The following is a 17,112-nucleotide window of genomic DNA, read 5'->3' on the forward strand; positions in this document are numbered from 1 at the left end:
CACAGGTCGGCCTCTCGACCTGGGGACAAGTCGACACCACGGCGTGAGTTGGTCGACAAATCGCCCTACAGCACCTCGTTCCGTCCACCGGTGGGCGGTTCACCCTTCGTCCACTTGTTTCCTGCGCGCCATCCTTCGGGGCGACGCATTCCCACTCGAACGTGGGCGTAAAGGAGGTTTACCCCGGGAATCACCCCGGGTGACCGCGGTATTCGGAGTGATCAGTTCCGCAATCCACAGATCTTCCACACAGCCTGTGGATAACTTTTCGGAGGGTGTGGACGCCTGTGGATGACGCGGACCCAAGTCCCGTTCCCCACAAGGAAATCCGGTCAACCGTGCGCCCGCCGCATGCCCCCTCCCGGGGAGGGGGACACCGTTTATTGACACGCGGAGCAATTCGCCCATAACGGAATGTAGGCCTTAGTTCGGGGCGCCCCGGAAAAGCGAGTCGTGAGGGGGGACTCGGCCCCGGTAGCCTTGACCGCGTGATTGACCTTCGCCTGCTCCGTGAGGACCCCGACCGTGTGCGCGCGTCCCAGCGCGCCCGTGGAGAGGACGTCGCGCTCGTCGACGCTCTCCTGTCTGCCGACGAGCGGCGCAGGTCGTCCGGCGTCCGCTTCGACGAGCTGCGCTCCGAGCAGAAGTCGCTCGGCAAGCTGATCCCCAAGGCCACTCCCGAGGAGCGCGCCGAGCTCCTGCGGAAGGCGGAGCAGCTCAAGGCGGACGTCAAGGCGGCCGAGGCCGCGCAGAACGAGGCCGACGACGAGACCAAGCGCCTCGCGCTCCGGCTCGGCAACCTCGTCCACCCCGACGTCCCGGTCGGCGGCGAGGAGGACTTCGTCGTCCTGGAGACGCACGGCACGATCCGCGACTTCGGCGCCGAGGGCTTCGAACCCAAGGACCACCTGGAGCTCGGCGAGGCGCTGGGCGCCATCGACGTCGAGCGCGGCGCCAAGGTCTCCGGCTCGCGCTTCTACTACCTCACCGGCGTCGGCGCCCTGCTGGAGCTGGCGCTGGTCAACGCCGCCATCGCCCAGGCCACCGAGGCCGGCTTCATCCCGATGCTCACCCCCGCGCTGGTCCGCCCGCGCGCCATGGAGGGCACCGGCTTCCTCGGCCAGGCCGCGGAGAACGTGTACCACCTGGAGAAGGACGACTACTACCTGGTCGGCACCTCCGAGGTCCCGCTCGCCGCGTACCACATGGACGAGATCATCGACGCCGACCAGCTGCCGCTGCGGTACGCGGGCTTCTCGCCGTGCTTCCGCCGCGAGGCCGGCACCTACGGCAAGGACACCCGCGGCATCTTCCGCGTGCACCAGTTCGACAAGGTCGAGATGTTCTCCTATGTCGCCCCCGAGGACGCGGAGAACGAGCACAAGCGCCTCCTCGACTGGGAGAAGCAGTGGCTCACCGCCCTGGAGCTGCCCTTCCAGGTCATCGACGTCGCCTCGGGCGACCTGGGCTCGTCGGCGTCCCGCAAGTACGACTGCGAGGCGTGGATCCCGACCCAGGGCAAGTACCGCGAGCTGACCTCGGCCTCCAACTGCGACGGCTTCCAGGCCCGCCGGCTGTCCGTCCGGATGCGTGACGGCAAGAAGGTGCAGCCGCTGGCGACGCTCAACGGCACGCTGTGCGCGGTGCCGCGGACGATCGTGGCGATCCTGGAGAACCACCAGCTGGCCGACGGTTCGGTGCGGGTGCCCGAGGTGCTGCGTCCCTACCTGGGCGGCCGGGAGCTGCTGGAGCCGGTCGCCAAGTGAGCTTCCCGTACAGGCTCGTCGCGACCGACCTCGACGGCACGCTGCTGCGCTCCGACGACTCGGTCTCGGGGCGCACCCGTGACGCGCTCGCCGCGGCCACCGCGGCGGGCGCCGCGCACATCGTCGTCACCGGACGGGCGGTGCCCTGGACCCGGCACATCCTCGACGACCTGGGATACCAGGGGCTCGCGGTGTGCGGGCAGGGCGCGCAGGTGTACCACGCCGGTGAGCACCGGCTGCTGACGTCGGTGACGCTCGACCGGCAGCTGGCCGGGGTGGCGCTGGCGAAGATCGAGGCGGAGGTCGGCCCGCTGTTCCTGGCCGCGAGCCGGGACGGTCTCGACGGGGAGGTGCTGGTCGGGCCGGGGTACGCGGTCACGGGCGCGCTGCCGTCGACGCCGTTCACCGACGCGTCGGATCTGTGGTCCGCGCCGCTGAACAAGATCTACATACAGCATCCGGAGCTGTCGGACGACGAGCTGGCGGACGCCGCGAGGCGCTCCGCGGGCGGCTTCGTGACGGTGGCGATGGCGGGCGCGGGCATCGTGGAGCTGCTGCCGCTGGGGCTGTCGAAGGCGACGGGACTGTCGCTGGCGGCGCGCCGGCTGGGCCTGAAGGCCGCCGACACGATCGCCTTCGGTGACATGCCCAACGACGTGCCGATGTTCGGCTGGGCGGCCCGCGGTGTGGCCATGGCCAACGCTCACGCGGAGCTGAAGGCGGTGGCCGACGAGGTGACGTCGTCGAACGACGAGGACGGCATCGCGGTCGTGCTGGAGCGTCTGCTCGGCTGAGTGTGCCTGCCCAAGGGGCGCGGGGAACTGCGCGACCAGCCACAGACGGTCGGCAGTTGCTGACGACCTCGCGCCCCGCTTCCCCATGCGGCTCAGTCCCAGTGACAACATCTCGCGGAGGATGCACGGATCGAACGTGCGCGGGGTTTCCCCCGACCACGGCTCAGCGAGCCGGTGCCTTGCCACTCGGCCAATCCTCCGGGAGGGCGGCCTCACGCGAGCGGAGTGCTCGCGTGCTCGAAGCGGCCGCCCGGGCAGCTCCCCGGTGCGGTGCGGGCTCGACGGAGGGGTAACTACTCCGGAGCCCGCCGCGGGCTGCCCTGTGGGGAACTCGACGGACTGTCGTGCATCGACATCGTCGCGCTCCTCCCCAGCTGGTGGCGCCGACCGAAGCGGCGTCCCGGACATCGACCATCCTGCCCGCCGCCCCCGGTCGGCCGCCACCGAATAAAGTGCGGCCCGGCTACTCCTCGCCCGCCAGCGTCAGCGACCTGAGCTTCTGGCCCGCGTACCAGGTGGCGAGGACGGTCACCGCGACCAGCAGGACCGTCGCCGTCGTGATGCCCACGTCCGAGGTGACGAGGTCCCCGCCGGTCACCTCGTGGGCCACCGCGAGCGACCACTGCTGGACGCTCAGGGTGCGCGCGCCCGCCACCAAGGAGCCGAACAGGGCCTCCCAGACCAGGGCGTAGACCAGCCCGAAGACCACCGCGTGCCGGGAGACCGTGCCGAGCAGCAGGAAGAGCGCGGCGTACGCGATGGAGGCGACCAGGGCGGCCACCGTGTAGGCGACGGCGATCTGCTGGCCGTTGCCGTTGAGGATGAAGCCGGAGATCAGCGTCGGGACCGCGGAGAACACCATGGTCACGGCGACGGCCACGATCAGCTTGGTGAAGATGATCGTCGGGCGCTTGATCGGCTTGGAGAGCAGGTACACCACCGAGCCGTCGTCGATCTCCGGACCGATCGCTCCGGTGCCCGCGATGACGCCGATGATCGGCACCATGGTGGCGAGCGCGAGCCCGCCGAGCAGGTCGGAGGCGGTCTGGTCGTCGGCACCGGCGAGGGCGCGGACGATCACCGAGATCACGATCAGCAGCAGCGGCAGGGCGCCGAGGATGAGGGCCCGGCGACGGCCGAGCAGGGCCCGGTAGGTGAGCCGGGCGACTGTGGGGTCGTACATGGTGGGCCTCCTACGCCGCGACGAGATACGAGAAGACGGACTCGAGGGACTCGTCCGACGGCGAGACCGTGTGCAGCCGGATGCCGTGGTCGCGGGCGACCCTCGGCAGCAGGGCCGTGAAGCGGCCGAAGTCGACGGCCTGGATCCGCAAGGCGCCTTCCGCCAGGTCGACTTCGATGCCGGACGTCGACGGGTCGGCGATCAGCGCGGCCGCGAGGGCGCGGTCGTCGCTGGAGCGCACCAGATAGCGGTGCGGCCGGTCGGTCATCAGGCGGCGGATCTTGCGGAAGTCACCGCTGGCCGCGTGCCGGCCCGCGACGACGACCTCGATGTGCCAGGCGAGCTGCTCGACCTCTTCGAGGATGTGGGACGAGAAGAGCACCGTGCGGCCCTCGTCGCCCATCTTCCGCAGCAGGTCCATCAACTGCATGCGCTGGCGCGGGTCCATGCCGTTGAAGGGTTCGTCCAGCAGCAGCAGCGAGGGGTCGTGGACCAGCGCGCTCGCCATCTTCACGCGCTGGCGCATGCCCTTGGAGTACGTCTGGATCTTGCGGTCCTGGGCGTACTCCATCTCGACCGTGGCCAGGGCCCGTTGGGCCGCCTTGGCGCCCAGGCCGTGCAACTCGGCGTTGGCGACGACGAATTCGCGGCCGGTGAGGAAGTCGTACATCGCCTCGCGCTCGGGGACGATGCCGATGTGCTTGTAGATGGCCTCGTTGCGCCAGACCTGTTGGCCGTCGAGGGTGACCGTGCCGGTGGAGGGGGCCAGGAAGCCGCCCATCATGTTGATGAGGGTGGACTTTCCGGCGCCGTTGGGGCCGAGCAGGCCGGTGACGCCGGGGCCGATGGTCATGGTGACGTCGTTGACGGCGACCACGTTGCCGAACCAGCGGGAGACATGGTCGATGGAGAGCGTGGTCACAGTCCGACCTTTCGGTAGCGGCGCAGCAGGAGGCCGTAGCAGGCGGCGATCAGGCCGAGGGTGACGAGGACGTAGACCACGCCCTCGCCGTTCGTCGGGCCGACACCTCCGGGGAACGCCGAGGTCGCGCCGAGGAAGGCGGTCTGCACTCCGTCGATGAGCGTGGTCGGCGAGAAGAGGCCGATCCAGGCGATGGAGTCGCCGCTGTTCTGCTCCTCGGCGATGGCCTGCAGGGTGGAGACCGCGCCGTAGGAGATGGTCAGTACGGCGATCACGGCGGCGATGCCGAAGCCGCGGCGCGGGGTGACCGCGGCGATGACCAGGCCGAGGCCGGCGAAGAGCAGCGAGAGCAGTGCCACCGAAACGAGTCCCTGTGCGAATCCCTTGGTCTGGTCGGCGAAGTCGAGCTTGGCCAGCAGCGCGCCCACATAGAGCACGAGCAGCGGGGCGGCGGTGAGGACGAACAGCGCCGAGGCCAGCGCCGCGTACTTCGCGCGCACGTAGTCCGCGGTCTCGATCGGCCGCGAGAAGTACAGCGGCACGGTCTTGAAGCGCAGGTCACGCGAGACGGACTGGGGTGCCTGCGAGGCGACGTACAGGCTGATGACCGCCTGCATGACGATCGCGTAGCGGGTGTAGTCGACCGGCAGGTCGTTGGCCTTGGTGGCGACGGCGACGGCGACCATGATGGCCGCGGGCACGCACATCACCACGAACAGCAGCATCGGCAGCACCTTGGACTTCACCGAGCGGCCGAGGCCGTAGGCGCCGCGCAGAGACTGCGAGTAGAGGGAACGGGTGGCGTAGGCGCGGCCGAGGCGGGGGCCGTCGTAGTTGCGGTAGCCGATGTCGTGGATGCGGGTCTGGTCACCCGCAACGGGCTGGTCAAGAGCCATGGACGGCCGCCTCCTTCCGCTGCTCGTCGCTGTCGGTGAAGACCTCCGCGATGTGGTGCCGGCGCTGCTCCATGCGCACCAGTCCGAGGCCGAGGTCCGCGATCACGTCCCGGACCAGGTCGTACGTCTCGTCGCCCTGCGCGGTCAGCAGCAGGATGTGCCCGGCGCCCGGCAGGCCGCTGCCGTCGTCGGTGCTCACCCCGCGCGCGTGGAGCGCCTCGCGCACCGCGCGGGTGCCGTCGGGGTGTTCGTCGGTGTCGGTGACCTCGATCGCCAGGGTGGTCGTGGTCTGCGTGAAGTCGGTGGTGGAGCTGGAGCGCAGCAGCTTGCCGCCGTCGACCACGACGACGTGGTCGCAGGTCCGCTCCAGCTCGCCCAGCAGATGGGAGGTGACCAGCACCGAGATGCCGAAGTCGGTGTGGATACGGCGGATCAGGCCGAGCATCTCGTCGCGGCCGACCGGGTCGAGGCCGTTGGTCGGCTCGTCGAGGAAGACCAGGTCCGGGTCGTGGACCAGGGCCTGCGCCAGCTTCACGCGCTGCTTCATGCCGGTGGAGTAGCCGCCGATGGGGCGGTAGCGCTCCTCGTACAGGCCGACATGGCGCAGCGTGTCCGCGGTGCGCTCACGCGCGGCGGTCGGCGGCAGCCCCGACATGCGCGCCATGTGGACGACGAACTCGGTGGCCGAGACGTCGGGCGGCAGACAGTCGTGCTCGGGCATGTATCCGACCCGCTCACGGATGGCGGCGCCCTTGGTGGCGACGTCGAGGCCCAGCACCTCGGCGCGGCCCTCCGTGGCGGGGGACAGACCCAGCAGGATCTTGATCAGTGTGGACTTGCCGGCTCCATTGGCTCCGACGAGTCCGGTCACACCGGGCCCGACGTCCACGGAGAGCCGGTCAAGCGCGGTCACCCGGGGGAACCGCTTGCTCAGGCTTTCGGTCGCGATCACAGTCACGACAATGACGGTAGTGAGCCGGAACACGTCGGTCGTCAGACCGTAGAGCCGTCTTGGGGTCCCTCTGGAGTCGTACGGGTCCTTAAGGGTCACCCTGAGGGTCGAGAAGGCCGCCCTATTGACGGTGGGTCTAACAGGTGCCAGATTTCCGGTGACAAGTTACGAGCGCGTACCGCAACCGGTGGGACGGGGTGCCATGGCTACGGCAGTGACCAGTGAACGCTCGGCGGAGCTGCAAGGTTTCCGCAGAGTGCAGCGCCTCGCCTACGAATGCGCCGAGGCGGTGGCGGCCCGGCTGCAGCCCGGTGTGACCGAGCGTGACGCGGCGCGGATGCAGCGCGAGTGGCTGCGCGAGCGGGGGGTGCGCGACTGGTTCCACCTCCCTTTCGCCTGGTTCGGTGACCGCACGGCGTTCGTCGGCTTCCGCGTCCCGCTGCAGTTCTTCCCGACCGGCCGCCGGCTGGAGCCGGGGATGCCGTTCATCCTGGACATGGCGCCGGTGTACGGGGGTTTCACCGCCGACATCGGCTACTCGGGCTCGCTCGGGATGAACCGCGTCCAGGACAAGCTGATGGACGACCTGCGGGCGCACCGCGAGCTGATCCTGCGCGAGGTGCGCGAGCGCCGGTCGCTGCGGGAGATCTACGAGGACGTGGACCGGCTCATGGTCCGCCAGGGCCATGCCAACCGACATCGCGCCTACCCCTTCGGCGTGATCGCGCACAAGGTGGACCGGGTGCGCGAGCGGCGCTGGTCGCCGCGGCTCTTCGGGTTCGGCACCCAGTCCCTCAAGGGCCTGGCCGCCGACGCGGTGCACGGCCACCGCGAGGGCTGGTCCCCGCTGTGGTCGCCGTACCGGTTCTCGGACCATCCGCCGCGGCCGGGCCTGTGGGCGGTCGAACCCCACCTCGGATTCCGGGGCACGGGCGCGAAGTTCGAGGAGATCCTGGTCGTCACGGACTCCCGGGATCCCGAGGAGAGCGCCTTCTGGCTGGACGACGATCTGCCGCATGTGCGGCGCTGGGCGGAGGAGAAGTGAGTCTTCAGGGCGCGCGTGAGCGCTGGGTGCGGACCGGCGGGGTGGAGCTGTGCGTGGCGGAGCTGGGTGACCCCGCCCAGCCGACCGTGCTGCTGCTGCACGGCTATCCGGACAGCAAGGAGGTCTGGTCGGAGGTGGCCGCACGGCTCGCCGACGACTTCCATGTGGTGCTGTACGACGTCCGGGGCCATGGGCGTTCCACGGCTCCGCAGCCGCTGCGGGGCGGGTTCACGCTGGAGAAGCTGACGGACGACTTCCTGGCGGTCGTGGACGCCGTCAGCCCGGACCGTCCGGTGCATCTGGTGGGCCACGACTGGGGCTCGGTGCAGTCCTGGGAATTCGTGACGGTCCAGCGCACGGAGGGCAGGATCGCCTCCTTCACCTCGATGTCCGGCCCGTCCCTGGACCACTTCGGGCACTGGATCCAGAAGCGGATGAAGCGCCCGACCCCGCGCCGGGTCGGCCAACTCCTCGGCCAGGGCGCCAAGTCCTGGTACGTCTACCTGCTGCACACCCCGGTCCTGCCGGAACTGGCCTGGCGCGGTCCGCTGGGCAGGACCTGGCCGCGGATCCTGCGGCGGCTGGAGAAGGTGCCGACCGGCAACTACCCCACGTCGTCGCTCCCTTCGGACGCGGCGCACGGGGCCTGGCTGTACCGGGACAACGTACGGCCGCGGCTGCGCCGCCCGCGCGCGGACGCCTACGCGCATGTGCCGGTGCAGCTGATCACGCCGCTGGAGGACGCGTTCCTGTCGGAGAAGCTCTACGATGAACTGGAGCTGTGGGCGCCGCGGTTGACGCGCAGGTCGTTGCCGGCGAAGCACTGGGTCCCGCGCACACGCCCCGATCAACTGGCTTCCTGGATCACCGAGTTCGCGCGGTCCGTGGAGGGCGGCCGGCCGGAAACCAGGGCGACCGGACGCCACGCCGACCGCTTTGGGGGCCAGTTGGTCCTGATCACCGGTGCGGGCAGCGGCATCGGCCGGGCGACGGCGTACGCCTTCGCCGAGGCGGGCGCGCGCGTGGTCGCCGTGGACCGGGACGGGGACGCGGCGGCCCGTACGGCGGAGATGTCCCGCCTGGTCGGCGCCCCGGACGCCTGGGCGGAGACGGTGGACGTCTCGGACGAACAGGCCATGGAGAAACTGGCGGAGAAGGTCGCCACCGAGTACGGAGTGGTGGACGTCCTGGTGAACAACGCCGGGATCGGACTGTCGGGCTCCTTCCTCGACACCACGTCGGAGGACTGGCGCAAGGTGCTGGACGTCAACTTGTGGGGCGTGATCCACGGGTGCCGTCTGTTCGGCAAGCAGATGGCGGAGCGCGGCCAGGGCGGCCACATCGTCAACACCGCCTCGGCGGCGGCGTTTCAGCCGTCCCGGGCCCTGCCCGCCTACAGCACCACCAAAGCGGCCGTGCTGATGCTGAGCGAATGCCTGCGAGCCGAACTGGCCGACGTCGGCATCGGCGTGACGGCGATCTGCCCCGGCTTCGTGAACACCAACATCACAGCGACCGCCCGTTTCGCGGGAGTTGACGCGGAGGAGGAGTCGCGCCGCCAGAAGAGGTCGGCCCGCCTGTACGGCATGCGCAACTACCCACCGGAGAAGGTCGCCGAGGCGATTCTGCGCGGAGTGGTCACCAACTCGCCGCTCGTGGCGGTGACTCCGGAGGCGCGTGGGGCACATCTGCTGTCGCGGTTCGCGCCGGGGGTGCTGCGACGGATCGCCCGGATCAATCCGCCTGTGTGACAAGGGGGGTTGGCCAAGTAGCCATTGGTTGAACGATCTTGCCGAAACCCCTTGATATGACGGCCCGTTGTCCACAGAACCGTCAATTCCCCTGTGGATAACCACACTTGCCTGTGGATCAAACATCGGGGGCGAAATCATTCGCGTGATCCAGGTCTCTCCCGTCACCCTGAGGAGATGGAAGAAAGACCCATCGACGACCGCCGCACGGTGAGGGTGTCCAAGTACCTCTCCCGGCACCTCCGCCATCAGCCCGAGCGCATCGGCCTCACCCTGGACGAGGGGGGCTGGGTGGAGATCGACACCCTCATCGCCGCGGCGGCGGCACACGGCTTCCGGTTCACCCGGGAAGAGCTGGACCACGTGGTCGCCACGAACGACAAACGCCGCTTCGCCATCGACGGCACCCGCATCCGGGCCAGCCAGGGGCACAGCGTCGAGGTCGAGCTGGGCCTCCCCCCGGCGACCCCACCGCCGTACCTGTACCACGGCACCGTGGCGGGTGCCCTGGAGACGATCCGCGCGGAAGGGCTCCGCCCCATGAACCGCCACGATGTCCATCTCTCCGCCGACCGCGAGACGGCGACCCGGGTGGGCGCCCGCCGGGGCCGCCCGGTCGTGCTCTCCGTCGACGCGGGCGCCATGCACCGGGACGGCCACGTCTTCCACGTCAGCGCGAACGGCATCTGGCTGACCAAGGAGGTCCCGCCTCGCTACCTGCGCTTTCCGGAGTCGCACCGGGGCACACGGTGACCGTTTCACGTGAAACGGTGACGCCGCATACGCTCGATTCATGAGTCTGCGTCTGAGCACCGTGATCCTCCCGTACCGCCGGTGGCACGAGGGGAGCCGGGCGGCTTGGCAGCGGGCGGAACAGCTCGGTTTCCACACCGCCTACACCTACGACCACCTGTCCTGGCGCAGCTTCCGGGACGGCCCGTGGTTCGGTGCCGTACCGACGCTGACCGCCGCCGCGGCCGTGACCGACCGGCTTCGCCTCGGCACCCTGGTCACCTCCCCCAATTTCCGGCATCCGGTGACCCTCGCCAAGGAGCTGATCTCGCTCGACGACATCTCCGGCGGCCGTGTCACTCTCGGCGTCGGCGCGGGCGGCACCGGGTTCGACGCCACCGCCCTGGGACAGGAGCCGTGGACACCGCGCGAGCGGGCCGACCGGTTCGCCGAGTTCGTGCCGCTCCTGGACCGGCTGCTGACCGAGGACGCCGTCTCCTACGAGGGCGACTACTACTCCGCGCACGAGGCCCGCAACATCCCCGGGTGTGTCCAGCGGCCCCGGCTGCCCTTCGCGGTCGCCGCGACCGGCCCGCGCGGACTGCGGCTCGCCGCCCGCCACGGGCAGGCCTGGGTCACCACGGGGGACCCGAAGCTGTACGAGAACGGCACGCCCGAGCAGTCGGTCCAGGCCCTGCGTGGACAGCTGGACCGGCTTGCCGACGCCTGCGCGGCGATCGGGCGGGACGTGAACGCCATGGACAAGGTCCTGCTCACCGGGTTCACCCCGGACCGCGCCCGTCCGCTCGACTCCCTCGACGCGTTCGTCGACTTCGCGGGCCGCCACCGCGCGCTGGGCTTCACCGAGCTGGTGATCCACTGGCCGATCCCGGACTCGGACTTCGCCGCGGACGAGAAGACCTTCGAACAGATCGCGATGGAGGCACCGGCCCAGGTGGGGTGAGGGGGGCGGGCTGAGGGGGTGGGGGTGAGGGCGGGAGCGGTCTGAGGGCGCGGCGCAAGGGGCGGCCCAGCTCGGCGAGACGGCCCAGCTCGGTGGGGACGGCCCGGTCCGGCCAGGGAGCCGGCTCGCACCGTTCCATGCAGATGCGCACACTCCCGCACAGGACCGGAATGGCCCGGCCCGGCGGGATGGCCCGGCGAGGCAGTCCGGTACGGCTGGGGAGCCCGGCTCGGATGGACGGTCCGGCGCCGGGGGGACGGCCCAGGTCGGGGGACGGCCCCGCCCGGGTGGATGGCTCGGCGGGGGTGGTCCGGCTCGGCTGGGCGGCAGCCCCGGCGCACCGTTCCTACTCAGATGCGCACACTGCCGCACGGGCGTGCGGGCATATGCGGGACAATGGGCCGGTGACCTCAGCGACTCGACAGCACGAGACCCCGGCCGCCGCCCTCCCGCCCCGGCTGATCGCCACCGATCTCGACGGCACTCTGCTGCGGGACGACAAGTCGGTCTCCCCGCGTACGGTCGCGGCCCTCGCCGCCGCCGAGGAGGCGGGTATCGAGGTCTTCTTCGTGACCGGCCGGCCGGCCCGTTGGATGGACGTCGTCAGCGACCACGTCCACGGCCACGGCCTGGCGATCTGCGGCAACGGCGCCGCGGTGGTCGACCTGCACGGCGGCCCCGGCGCCCACCGGTTCGTGAAGGTGCGCGGGCTGGCCCGCGAGAACGCCCTGGACGCCGTACGGCACCTGCGGGACGCGGCGCCCGGCACCGTCTACGCGGTCGAGCAGACGTACGGCTTCCACCAGGAGCCGGAGTATCCGAAGCTGCACATGGAGATCCCGGACACCCTGGCGCCCGCCGAGCGGCTGCTCTCCGAGGACGCCCCGAGCGCCGACGAGCCGGTGCTCAAGATCCTCGCCTACCACGCGGACATCGACCCGGACGCCTTCCTCACCCTGGCCCGCCTGGCCATCGGCGACCGCGCCAATGTCACCCGTTCCAGCCCGAGCGCCCTGCTGGAGATCAGCGGCCCCGACGTCTCCAAGGCCAGCACCCTCGCCCTGTGCTGCGCCGAGCGCGGGATCTCGCACGAGGAGGTCGTCGCCTTCGGCGACATGCCGAACGACGTCGAGATGCTCACCTGGGCCGGCCGCTCCTACGCGATGGGCAACGCCCACCCGGACGTGGTCGCCGCCGCCTCCGGCCGTACCGTCGCCAACAACGACGACGGGGTGGCGGTCGTGATCGAGCGGCTGCTCTCCGAGCACGGGCTCTGACGGCTCCGACGGCTATCCGATGCCCACGTCCCGCGCGGCCAGCCAGGCCACCGGGTCGACCGCCGACCCCGTCTCCGGGGTGACCCGCACCTCGAAGTGCAGATGCGGCCCCGTGGAGTTGCCACTGGTGCCGGACTGCCCGATCCACTGCCCGACGCCCACCCGCTCCCCCTGGTCCACGGCCACGGCCGCGAGATGGGCGTACTGCGTGTAGTAGCCCCCGGCATGTTCCAGCACGACCTCGACGCCGTACGGCCCTCCGCACGACACCCGCACCACCCGCCCCGCACCCACCGCCCGCACCGGAGTGCCGATCGGCACCGCGAAGTCCTGACCGGTGTGCCGCCGCGCCCAGCGCTTCCCGCCGCTGCCGTAGGACGCGGACAGCGCGTACGTCTCCAGGGGCGCCACCCAGGACTGGGTGAAGTGCGTCTCCGGCTGGTCCAGCCGGACCGCGCCCCGGCACGCCCCGGCCGCCACCGAGGCGTCCGCGCGGCCCTGCAGCTGCCGGCGGGCCTCCTCCAGCTTCCGCTCGATGTCCGTCTTCATCGCCGCGAGTTCGGCGTTGCGCTCGTCCAGTTCCCGCCAGGCCGCCCGGGCCTTCTCCTCGTCCGCGGCGAGCCGTGCCTCGGCCCTGCGGCTCTTGTCGATGGCGTTGTTGACGGCCAGGTTCGACCGCGAGAGGACATGCTGACCGCGCATCAGCTCATCGGGGCTGTCGGCCAGGATGATCTGCGCGGTGGCGGGCATGCCGCCGCCGTCGCGGTACTGGGCGCGCGCGATCCGGCCCAGGTCCTCGTGCAGGCCGCCGATCTCCTGCCGCTGCCGGTCGAGCAGCACCTCCAGCTTCCGCGCCCTCGCCCGCTGCTCCTCCGCCTCCCGACGCCCCGCCTCGTACTGCTGCGTCGCAAGGGCCGCGTCCTCGTACAGCCGCGCCACCTGGGCACTGAGCCCGGAATCGGAGTCGGCCTCCGGGCCGGCGGCGTCGGTGGGACGGGCCGCGAGCACGGCCAACGCGCACAGCAGCGCCGGAACGAGCAAGGGATGACGGCGAGATGAGCGCATGTCAGCGATCCTGGCCCCGACGGGTGCGCGCGGTCCTGTTCACGTCGTACGGCTGGGGGAACGGTTGGCCCGGACGGACCAATGGGACGGCCAGGCAAGGGGCTGAGAGCAGCGCCGCTACCCCACCGACACCAACAGGTCCGCCTCCTCCTCCCGTTCCACCATCGCCCGCAACGGCCCCTCGATCGCGGCGAGCCGCGCGTAGGGGCCGCGCTGGACCACCCGTCCCCGATCGAGCACGACGACCTCGTCCACGGCTTCGAGCCCGGCCAGCCGGTGGGTGATGAGCAGGGTCGTACGGCCCTCGGTGGCCGCCAGCAGATCGGCGGTGAGCGCGTCGGCGGTGGGCAGGTCGAGATGTTCGGCGGGCTCGTCGAGCACGAGCACGGGGAAGTCGGCGAGCAGGGCGCGCGCCAGCGCCAGCCGCTGCCGCTGCCCGCCGGAGAGCCGGGCCCCGTGCTCGCCGACCAAGGTGTCCAGCCCGTCGGGCAGTTGGTCGGCCCACTCGAGCAGCCGGGCCCGCCGCAGGGCGTCGCGCAGCGCCTCCTCGTCGGCGTCCTTTCGGGCGAGGAGCAGGTTCTCGCGCACCGAGCTGTCGAAGAGGTGCGCGTCCTGCGCGCACAGCCCCACGAGCCGCCGTACGTCGTCGCCGTCGAGGGCGTGGGCGTCGACGCCGCCCAGCGTGTACCCGCCCGCCCGTGCGTCCAGGAAGCGCAGCAGCACCTGGGCCAGCGTCGTCTTGCCGGAGCCGGACGCCCCCACCACGGCGATCCGGCGGCCCTTCTCCAGGGTCAGGTCGAGACCGGCGAGCGCGTCCCGGTCCTGCCCCGCGTGCCGGGCGGTCAGGTCCGTGAGCACGACCGGGAACGGCGAGGCGGGCGCCTGCCGGGGCCGCTCAGGCTCCCGTACGGGCTCGGGGGCGTCCAGCACCTCGAAGACCCGCTCGGCGCTCCTGCGCACCCGCTGCCGGTACTGCACGGCGAGCGGGAGTCCGAGGACGGCCTCGAAGGCGGCCAGCGGGGTGAGCACCACTGCGGCCATCGCGATCCCGCTCAGCCGTCCGTCGGCGACACCCTGGGCGCCTACGAGGGCGGTGGCGGCGACCGTCAGGCCGGAGAGCAGCGCGGTGAGTCCGTCGCCGAGGGCGGTGGCGGTGGCGGCGCGCGAGGCGATCCGGGTGAGCGTCCGGTCGGCCCGGCGTGCCTCGGCGGTACGGGCGGGCAGGGCGCCGGCGACGGTCAGCTCGGCGGTTCCGGTGAGCAGATCGGTCACCCGGGTCGCCAGTACGCCTCGGGCGGGGGCCAGCCGGTGCTCGGCGCGCCGGGCGACGGCGCCGGTCAGCAGGGGGACGCCGGCGCCGGCCGCCAGCAGGCCGACGGCGAGTACCGCGCCGGCCTCCGGGAGCAGCCAGGCCGTGAAGCCGACGGACAGCGCCGAGACGGCGGTCGCGGCACCGGCGGGCAGCAGCCAGCGCAGCCAGTAGTCCTGGAGCGCGTCCACGTCGGCGACCAGCCGCGACAGCAGGTCGCCGCGCCGGGCCGTGCGCAGCCCCGCGGGCGCGAGCCGCTCCAGGCGCCGGTACACGGCGACCCGGGTGTCGGCGAGCATGCGCAGGACGGCGTCGTGCGACACCAGCCGCTCGGCGTACCGGAAGACGGCCCGCCCGATACCGAAGGCGCGGGTCGCCGTCACGGCCACCATCAGGTAGAGCACAGGCGGCTGTTGGGAGGCCCGGGAGATCAGCCAGCCGGAGGTGGCCATCAACCCGACGGCACTGCCGAGGGCCAGACTCGCGAACAACAAGGCAAGACCGAGCCGCCCCCGACGGGCCCCGGACATCGCCCGGACACGAGCGAACACACCACCGCCGACCGCCACGGCTTCCTCGCCGCCGCCCACGGAAGCCCCGGCCGCCACTTCTCCGCGAGCGTGGGAGCCGGACGCCGGGGAGACGTCCGCGACCGCCCCGCCCGGAGCCGGGGAGTCGGCCACCGCCGCCGACGCGGATGCCACGGGAGCCTCGGAGACAGCTACGGTCCCCTGACCGGTTGCCTCGGGGACAGCCGCGACCGCCCGGCCGGGGGCCAGGGAGCCGGACGCCGACACCGACGCCGACGCAGGTGCCGTCGGCTCCGGCAGACGGATCACCCGGTCCGCCGTCCCCAGCAGCGCGGGACGGTGCACGACCAGCAGGACCGTCCGCCCCACGGCCAGCCGGCGTACCGTGGTCACGATCTCCGCCTCGGTCTCGCCGTCCAGCGCGGCCGTCGGCTCGTCGAGCAGCAGCACCGGCCGGTCCGCGAGGAACGCCCGGGCCAGCGCCAGCCGTTGCCGCTGCCCGGCGGACAGCCCGGCGCCGTCCTCCCCGAGCACGGTGTCGGCGCCCTGGGGCAGCGCGGCCACGAACTCCCGCGCCCCCGCCTCCTCCAGCGCCCGCGCCACGGCGGTGTCGTCGGCGTCGGGGCGGGCCAGGCGGACGTTCTCGGCGATGGTCCCCGCGAACAGGTGCGGCCGCTGCGGCACCCACGCGATCCTCGACCGCCACCGCTCCAGGTCCAGTCCGGTGAGGTCGGCGCCGCCGATCCGGACCCGCCCCTCGGCGGGCCGCACGAACCCCAGCAGCACGTTCAGCAGCGTCGACTTGCCCGCGCCGCTCGGCCCGACGAGGGCCACGGTCTCCCCGGGCTCGACGACGAAGGACACGTCCGACACGGCGTCCCCGGACCGGCCGGGGTAGCGGACGGTCACGCCCTCGAAGGCGACGGCGCCCGAGGGCACCTCGGCGCTCCCCGAGGCCGGCACCGGCGTCTCCAGTACGGCGAAGATCTCCTCGGCCGCCGCGAGCCCCTCGGCCGCAGCGTGGTACTGCGCGCCCACCTGGCGCAGCGGCAGATACGCCTCGGGCGCGAGCACGAGGATGACCAGGCCGACGTACAGGTCCATCTCCCCGTGGACGAGCCGCATGCCGATCGTCACGGCGACCAGCGCCACGGAGATCGTCGCCAGCAGTTCCAGCGCGAAGGAGGACAGGAAGGCGATCCGCAGCGTCCGCATGGTCGCCTGCCGGTACTCGCCGGTGATCCGCCGGATCGACTCGGCCTGCGCCTTGGCCCGGCCGAACACCTTCAGCGTCGGCAGCCCCGCGACGACGTCCAGGAAGTGCCCCGACAGCCGGGACAGCAGCCGCCACTGGCGGTCCATCCGGGACTGGGTGGCCCAGCCGATCAGCATCATGAAGACCGGGATCAGCGGAAGGGTGCCGACGATGATGGCCGCCGAGACCCAGTCCTCGGTGACGATCCGCGCGAGCACCGCCACCGGCACCACCACCGCGAGCCCCAGCTGCGGCAGATAGCGCGAGAAGTAGTCGTCGAGCGCGTCGACGCCCCGGGTCGCGAGGGCGACCAGCGATCCGGTCCGCTGCCCGCCGAGCCACCCCGGGCCCAGCGCGGCGGCACGCTCCAGCAGCCGCCCCCGCAGCTCCGACTTCACCGCGGCGCTGGCCCGGTGCGCGGCGAGTTCGGTGAGCCAGGCCACGAGCGCGCGGCCGAGGGCGACGGCCCCGAGCAGCAGCAGGGGAGTGGTGAGTCCGCTCACCGGCAGGCCGTGCTGGAAGGCCCCGACCACCACTTCGGCGATGAGCATCGCCTGCGCGATGACCAGCAGCGCCCCGACCACGCCCAGGCCGACCACGGCCACCAGGAACAACCGGGTGGCCCGGGCGTAGCGCAGCAGACGCGGATCGATTGGTTTCACGTGAAACAC

General features: G+C 71.8%; 13 protein-coding genes and 1 tRNA gene. 7 read left to right on the forward strand and 7 right to left on the reverse strand.

Features of this window, described 5'->3' with window-relative positions:
• The first annotated feature begins 488 nt into the window (after positions 1 to 488).
• Both serS and ACFYW5_RS10525 read left to right on the forward strand, forming a co-directional pair.
• Positions 489 to 1,766 (forward strand): serine--tRNA ligase, encoded by a 1,278-nt coding sequence (gene serS, locus ACFYW5_RS10520; RefSeq protein WP_389416554.1) that lies wholly within the window; start codon positions 489 to 491, stop codon positions 1,764 to 1,766.
• Positions 1,763 to 2,560, forward strand: coding sequence for an HAD family hydrolase (locus ACFYW5_RS10525; RefSeq protein WP_389416555.1), 798 nt, complete (start codon positions 1,763 to 1,765; stop codon positions 2,558 to 2,560). Before serS ends, ACFYW5_RS10525 begins: the two co-directional genes overlap by 4 nt.
• Positions 2,561 to 2,675: 115 nt before the next feature.
• On the opposite strand, the gene ACFYW5_RS10530 is transcribed toward ACFYW5_RS10525, so the two are convergent.
• The 5 genes from ACFYW5_RS10530 to ACFYW5_RS10550 all read right to left on the reverse strand — a co-directional run bounded on the left by ACFYW5_RS10530 (position 2,676) and on the right by ACFYW5_RS10550 (position 6,513).
• Positions 2,676 to 2,760, reverse strand: a tRNA-Ser gene (locus tag ACFYW5_RS10530).
• Between the two features lie 263 nt (positions 2,761 to 3,023).
• Entirely contained in the window at positions 3,024 to 3,743 is a 720-nt protein-coding gene (locus ACFYW5_RS10535) for an ABC transporter permease subunit (protein ID WP_389416556.1), read from the reverse strand.
• Positions 3,744 to 3,753: 10 nt separating this feature from the next.
• A complete protein-coding gene (locus ACFYW5_RS10540; protein WP_389416557.1) occupies positions 3,754 to 4,665 on the reverse strand; it encodes an ABC transporter ATP-binding protein in 912 nt (303 codons plus the stop codon).
• Positions 4,662 to 5,561 (reverse strand): ABC transporter permease, encoded by a 900-nt coding sequence (locus ACFYW5_RS10545; protein WP_389416558.1) that lies wholly within the window; start codon positions 5,559 to 5,561, stop codon positions 4,662 to 4,664. The genes ACFYW5_RS10540 and ACFYW5_RS10545 overlap by 4 nt, the downstream gene beginning before the upstream one ends.
• A complete protein-coding gene (locus ACFYW5_RS10550; RefSeq protein ID WP_389416999.1) occupies positions 5,551 to 6,513 on the reverse strand; it encodes an ABC transporter ATP-binding protein in 963 nt (320 codons plus the stop codon). The genes ACFYW5_RS10545 and ACFYW5_RS10550 overlap by 11 nt, the downstream gene beginning before the upstream one ends.
• A gap of 202 nt (positions 6,514 to 6,715) precedes the next feature.
• Here ACFYW5_RS10550 and ACFYW5_RS10555 point away from each other — a divergent pair, with 202 nt between their 5' ends.
• From ACFYW5_RS10555 to ACFYW5_RS10575, 5 genes are all read left to right on the forward strand, one after another.
• Positions 6,716 to 7,558, forward strand: a complete 843-nt coding sequence (locus tag ACFYW5_RS10555; RefSeq protein ID WP_389416559.1) for a M24 family metallopeptidase — start codon at positions 6,716 to 6,718, stop codon at positions 7,556 to 7,558.
• A complete protein-coding gene (locus tag ACFYW5_RS10560) occupies positions 7,555 to 9,309 on the forward strand; it encodes an SDR family oxidoreductase (protein WP_389416560.1) in 1,755 nt (584 codons plus the stop codon). The genes ACFYW5_RS10555 and ACFYW5_RS10560 overlap by 4 nt, the downstream gene beginning before the upstream one ends.
• 177 nt (positions 9,310 to 9,486) lie before the next feature.
• Entirely contained in the window at positions 9,487 to 10,062 is a 576-nt protein-coding gene (locus ACFYW5_RS10565) for an RNA 2'-phosphotransferase (RefSeq protein ID WP_389416561.1), read from the forward strand.
• A gap of 40 nt (positions 10,063 to 10,102) precedes the next feature.
• The gene (locus tag ACFYW5_RS10570) at positions 10,103 to 11,005 is read left to right on the forward strand and encodes an LLM class flavin-dependent oxidoreductase (protein WP_389416562.1); all 903 of its coding nucleotides are present in this window, start codon (positions 10,103 to 10,105) and stop codon (positions 11,003 to 11,005) included.
• A 386-nt stretch (positions 11,006 to 11,391) separates the two neighbouring features.
• The gene (locus ACFYW5_RS10575; RefSeq protein ID WP_389416563.1) at positions 11,392 to 12,282 is read left to right on the forward strand and encodes a Cof-type HAD-IIB family hydrolase; all 891 of its coding nucleotides are present in this window, start codon (positions 11,392 to 11,394) and stop codon (positions 12,280 to 12,282) included.
• Between the two features lie 12 nt (positions 12,283 to 12,294).
• Here ACFYW5_RS10575 and ACFYW5_RS10580 read toward each other — a convergent pair whose 3' ends face one another.
• Positions 12,295 to 13,347: a peptidoglycan DD-metalloendopeptidase family protein gene (locus tag ACFYW5_RS10580; protein WP_389416564.1), complete on the reverse strand. Its 1,053-nt coding sequence runs from the start codon at positions 13,345 to 13,347 to the stop codon at positions 12,295 to 12,297.
• Between the two features lie 117 nt (positions 13,348 to 13,464).
• Positions 13,465 to 17,112, reverse strand: a complete 3,648-nt coding sequence (gene cydD, locus ACFYW5_RS10585; RefSeq protein WP_389416565.1) for a thiol reductant ABC exporter subunit CydD — start codon at positions 17,110 to 17,112, stop codon at positions 13,465 to 13,467.

Origin of the sequence: Streptomyces sp. NPDC002779 (assembly GCF_042888685.1) — a bacterium.
In the GTDB taxonomy this organism is placed as follows: domain Bacteria; phylum Actinomycetota; class Actinomycetes; order Streptomycetales; family Streptomycetaceae; genus Streptomyces.

Coding starts and splice junctions, on each gene's coding strand:
- ACFYW5_RS10535 (WP_389416556.1), bottom strand. CDS start 3,743: ATGTACGACCCCACAGTCGCCCGGCTCACCTACCGGGCCCTGCTCGGC.
- ACFYW5_RS10545 (WP_389416558.1), bottom strand. CDS start 5,561: ATGGCTCTTGACCAGCCCGTTGCGGGTGACCAGACCCGCATCCACGAC.
- ACFYW5_RS10555 (WP_389416559.1), top strand. CDS start 6,716: ATGGCTACGGCAGTGACCAGTGAACGCTCGGCGGAGCTGCAAGGTTTC.
- ACFYW5_RS10565 (WP_389416561.1), top strand. CDS start 9,487: ATGGAAGAAAGACCCATCGACGACCGCCGCACGGTGAGGGTGTCCAAG.
- ACFYW5_RS10570 (WP_389416562.1), top strand. CDS start 10,103: ATGAGTCTGCGTCTGAGCACCGTGATCCTCCCGTACCGCCGGTGGCAC.
- ACFYW5_RS10575 (WP_389416563.1), top strand. CDS start 11,392: ATGCGGGACAATGGGCCGGTGACCTCAGCGACTCGACAGCACGAGACC.
- ACFYW5_RS10580 (WP_389416564.1), bottom strand. CDS start 13,347: ATGCGCTCATCTCGCCGTCATCCCTTGCTCGTTCCGGCGCTGCTGTGC.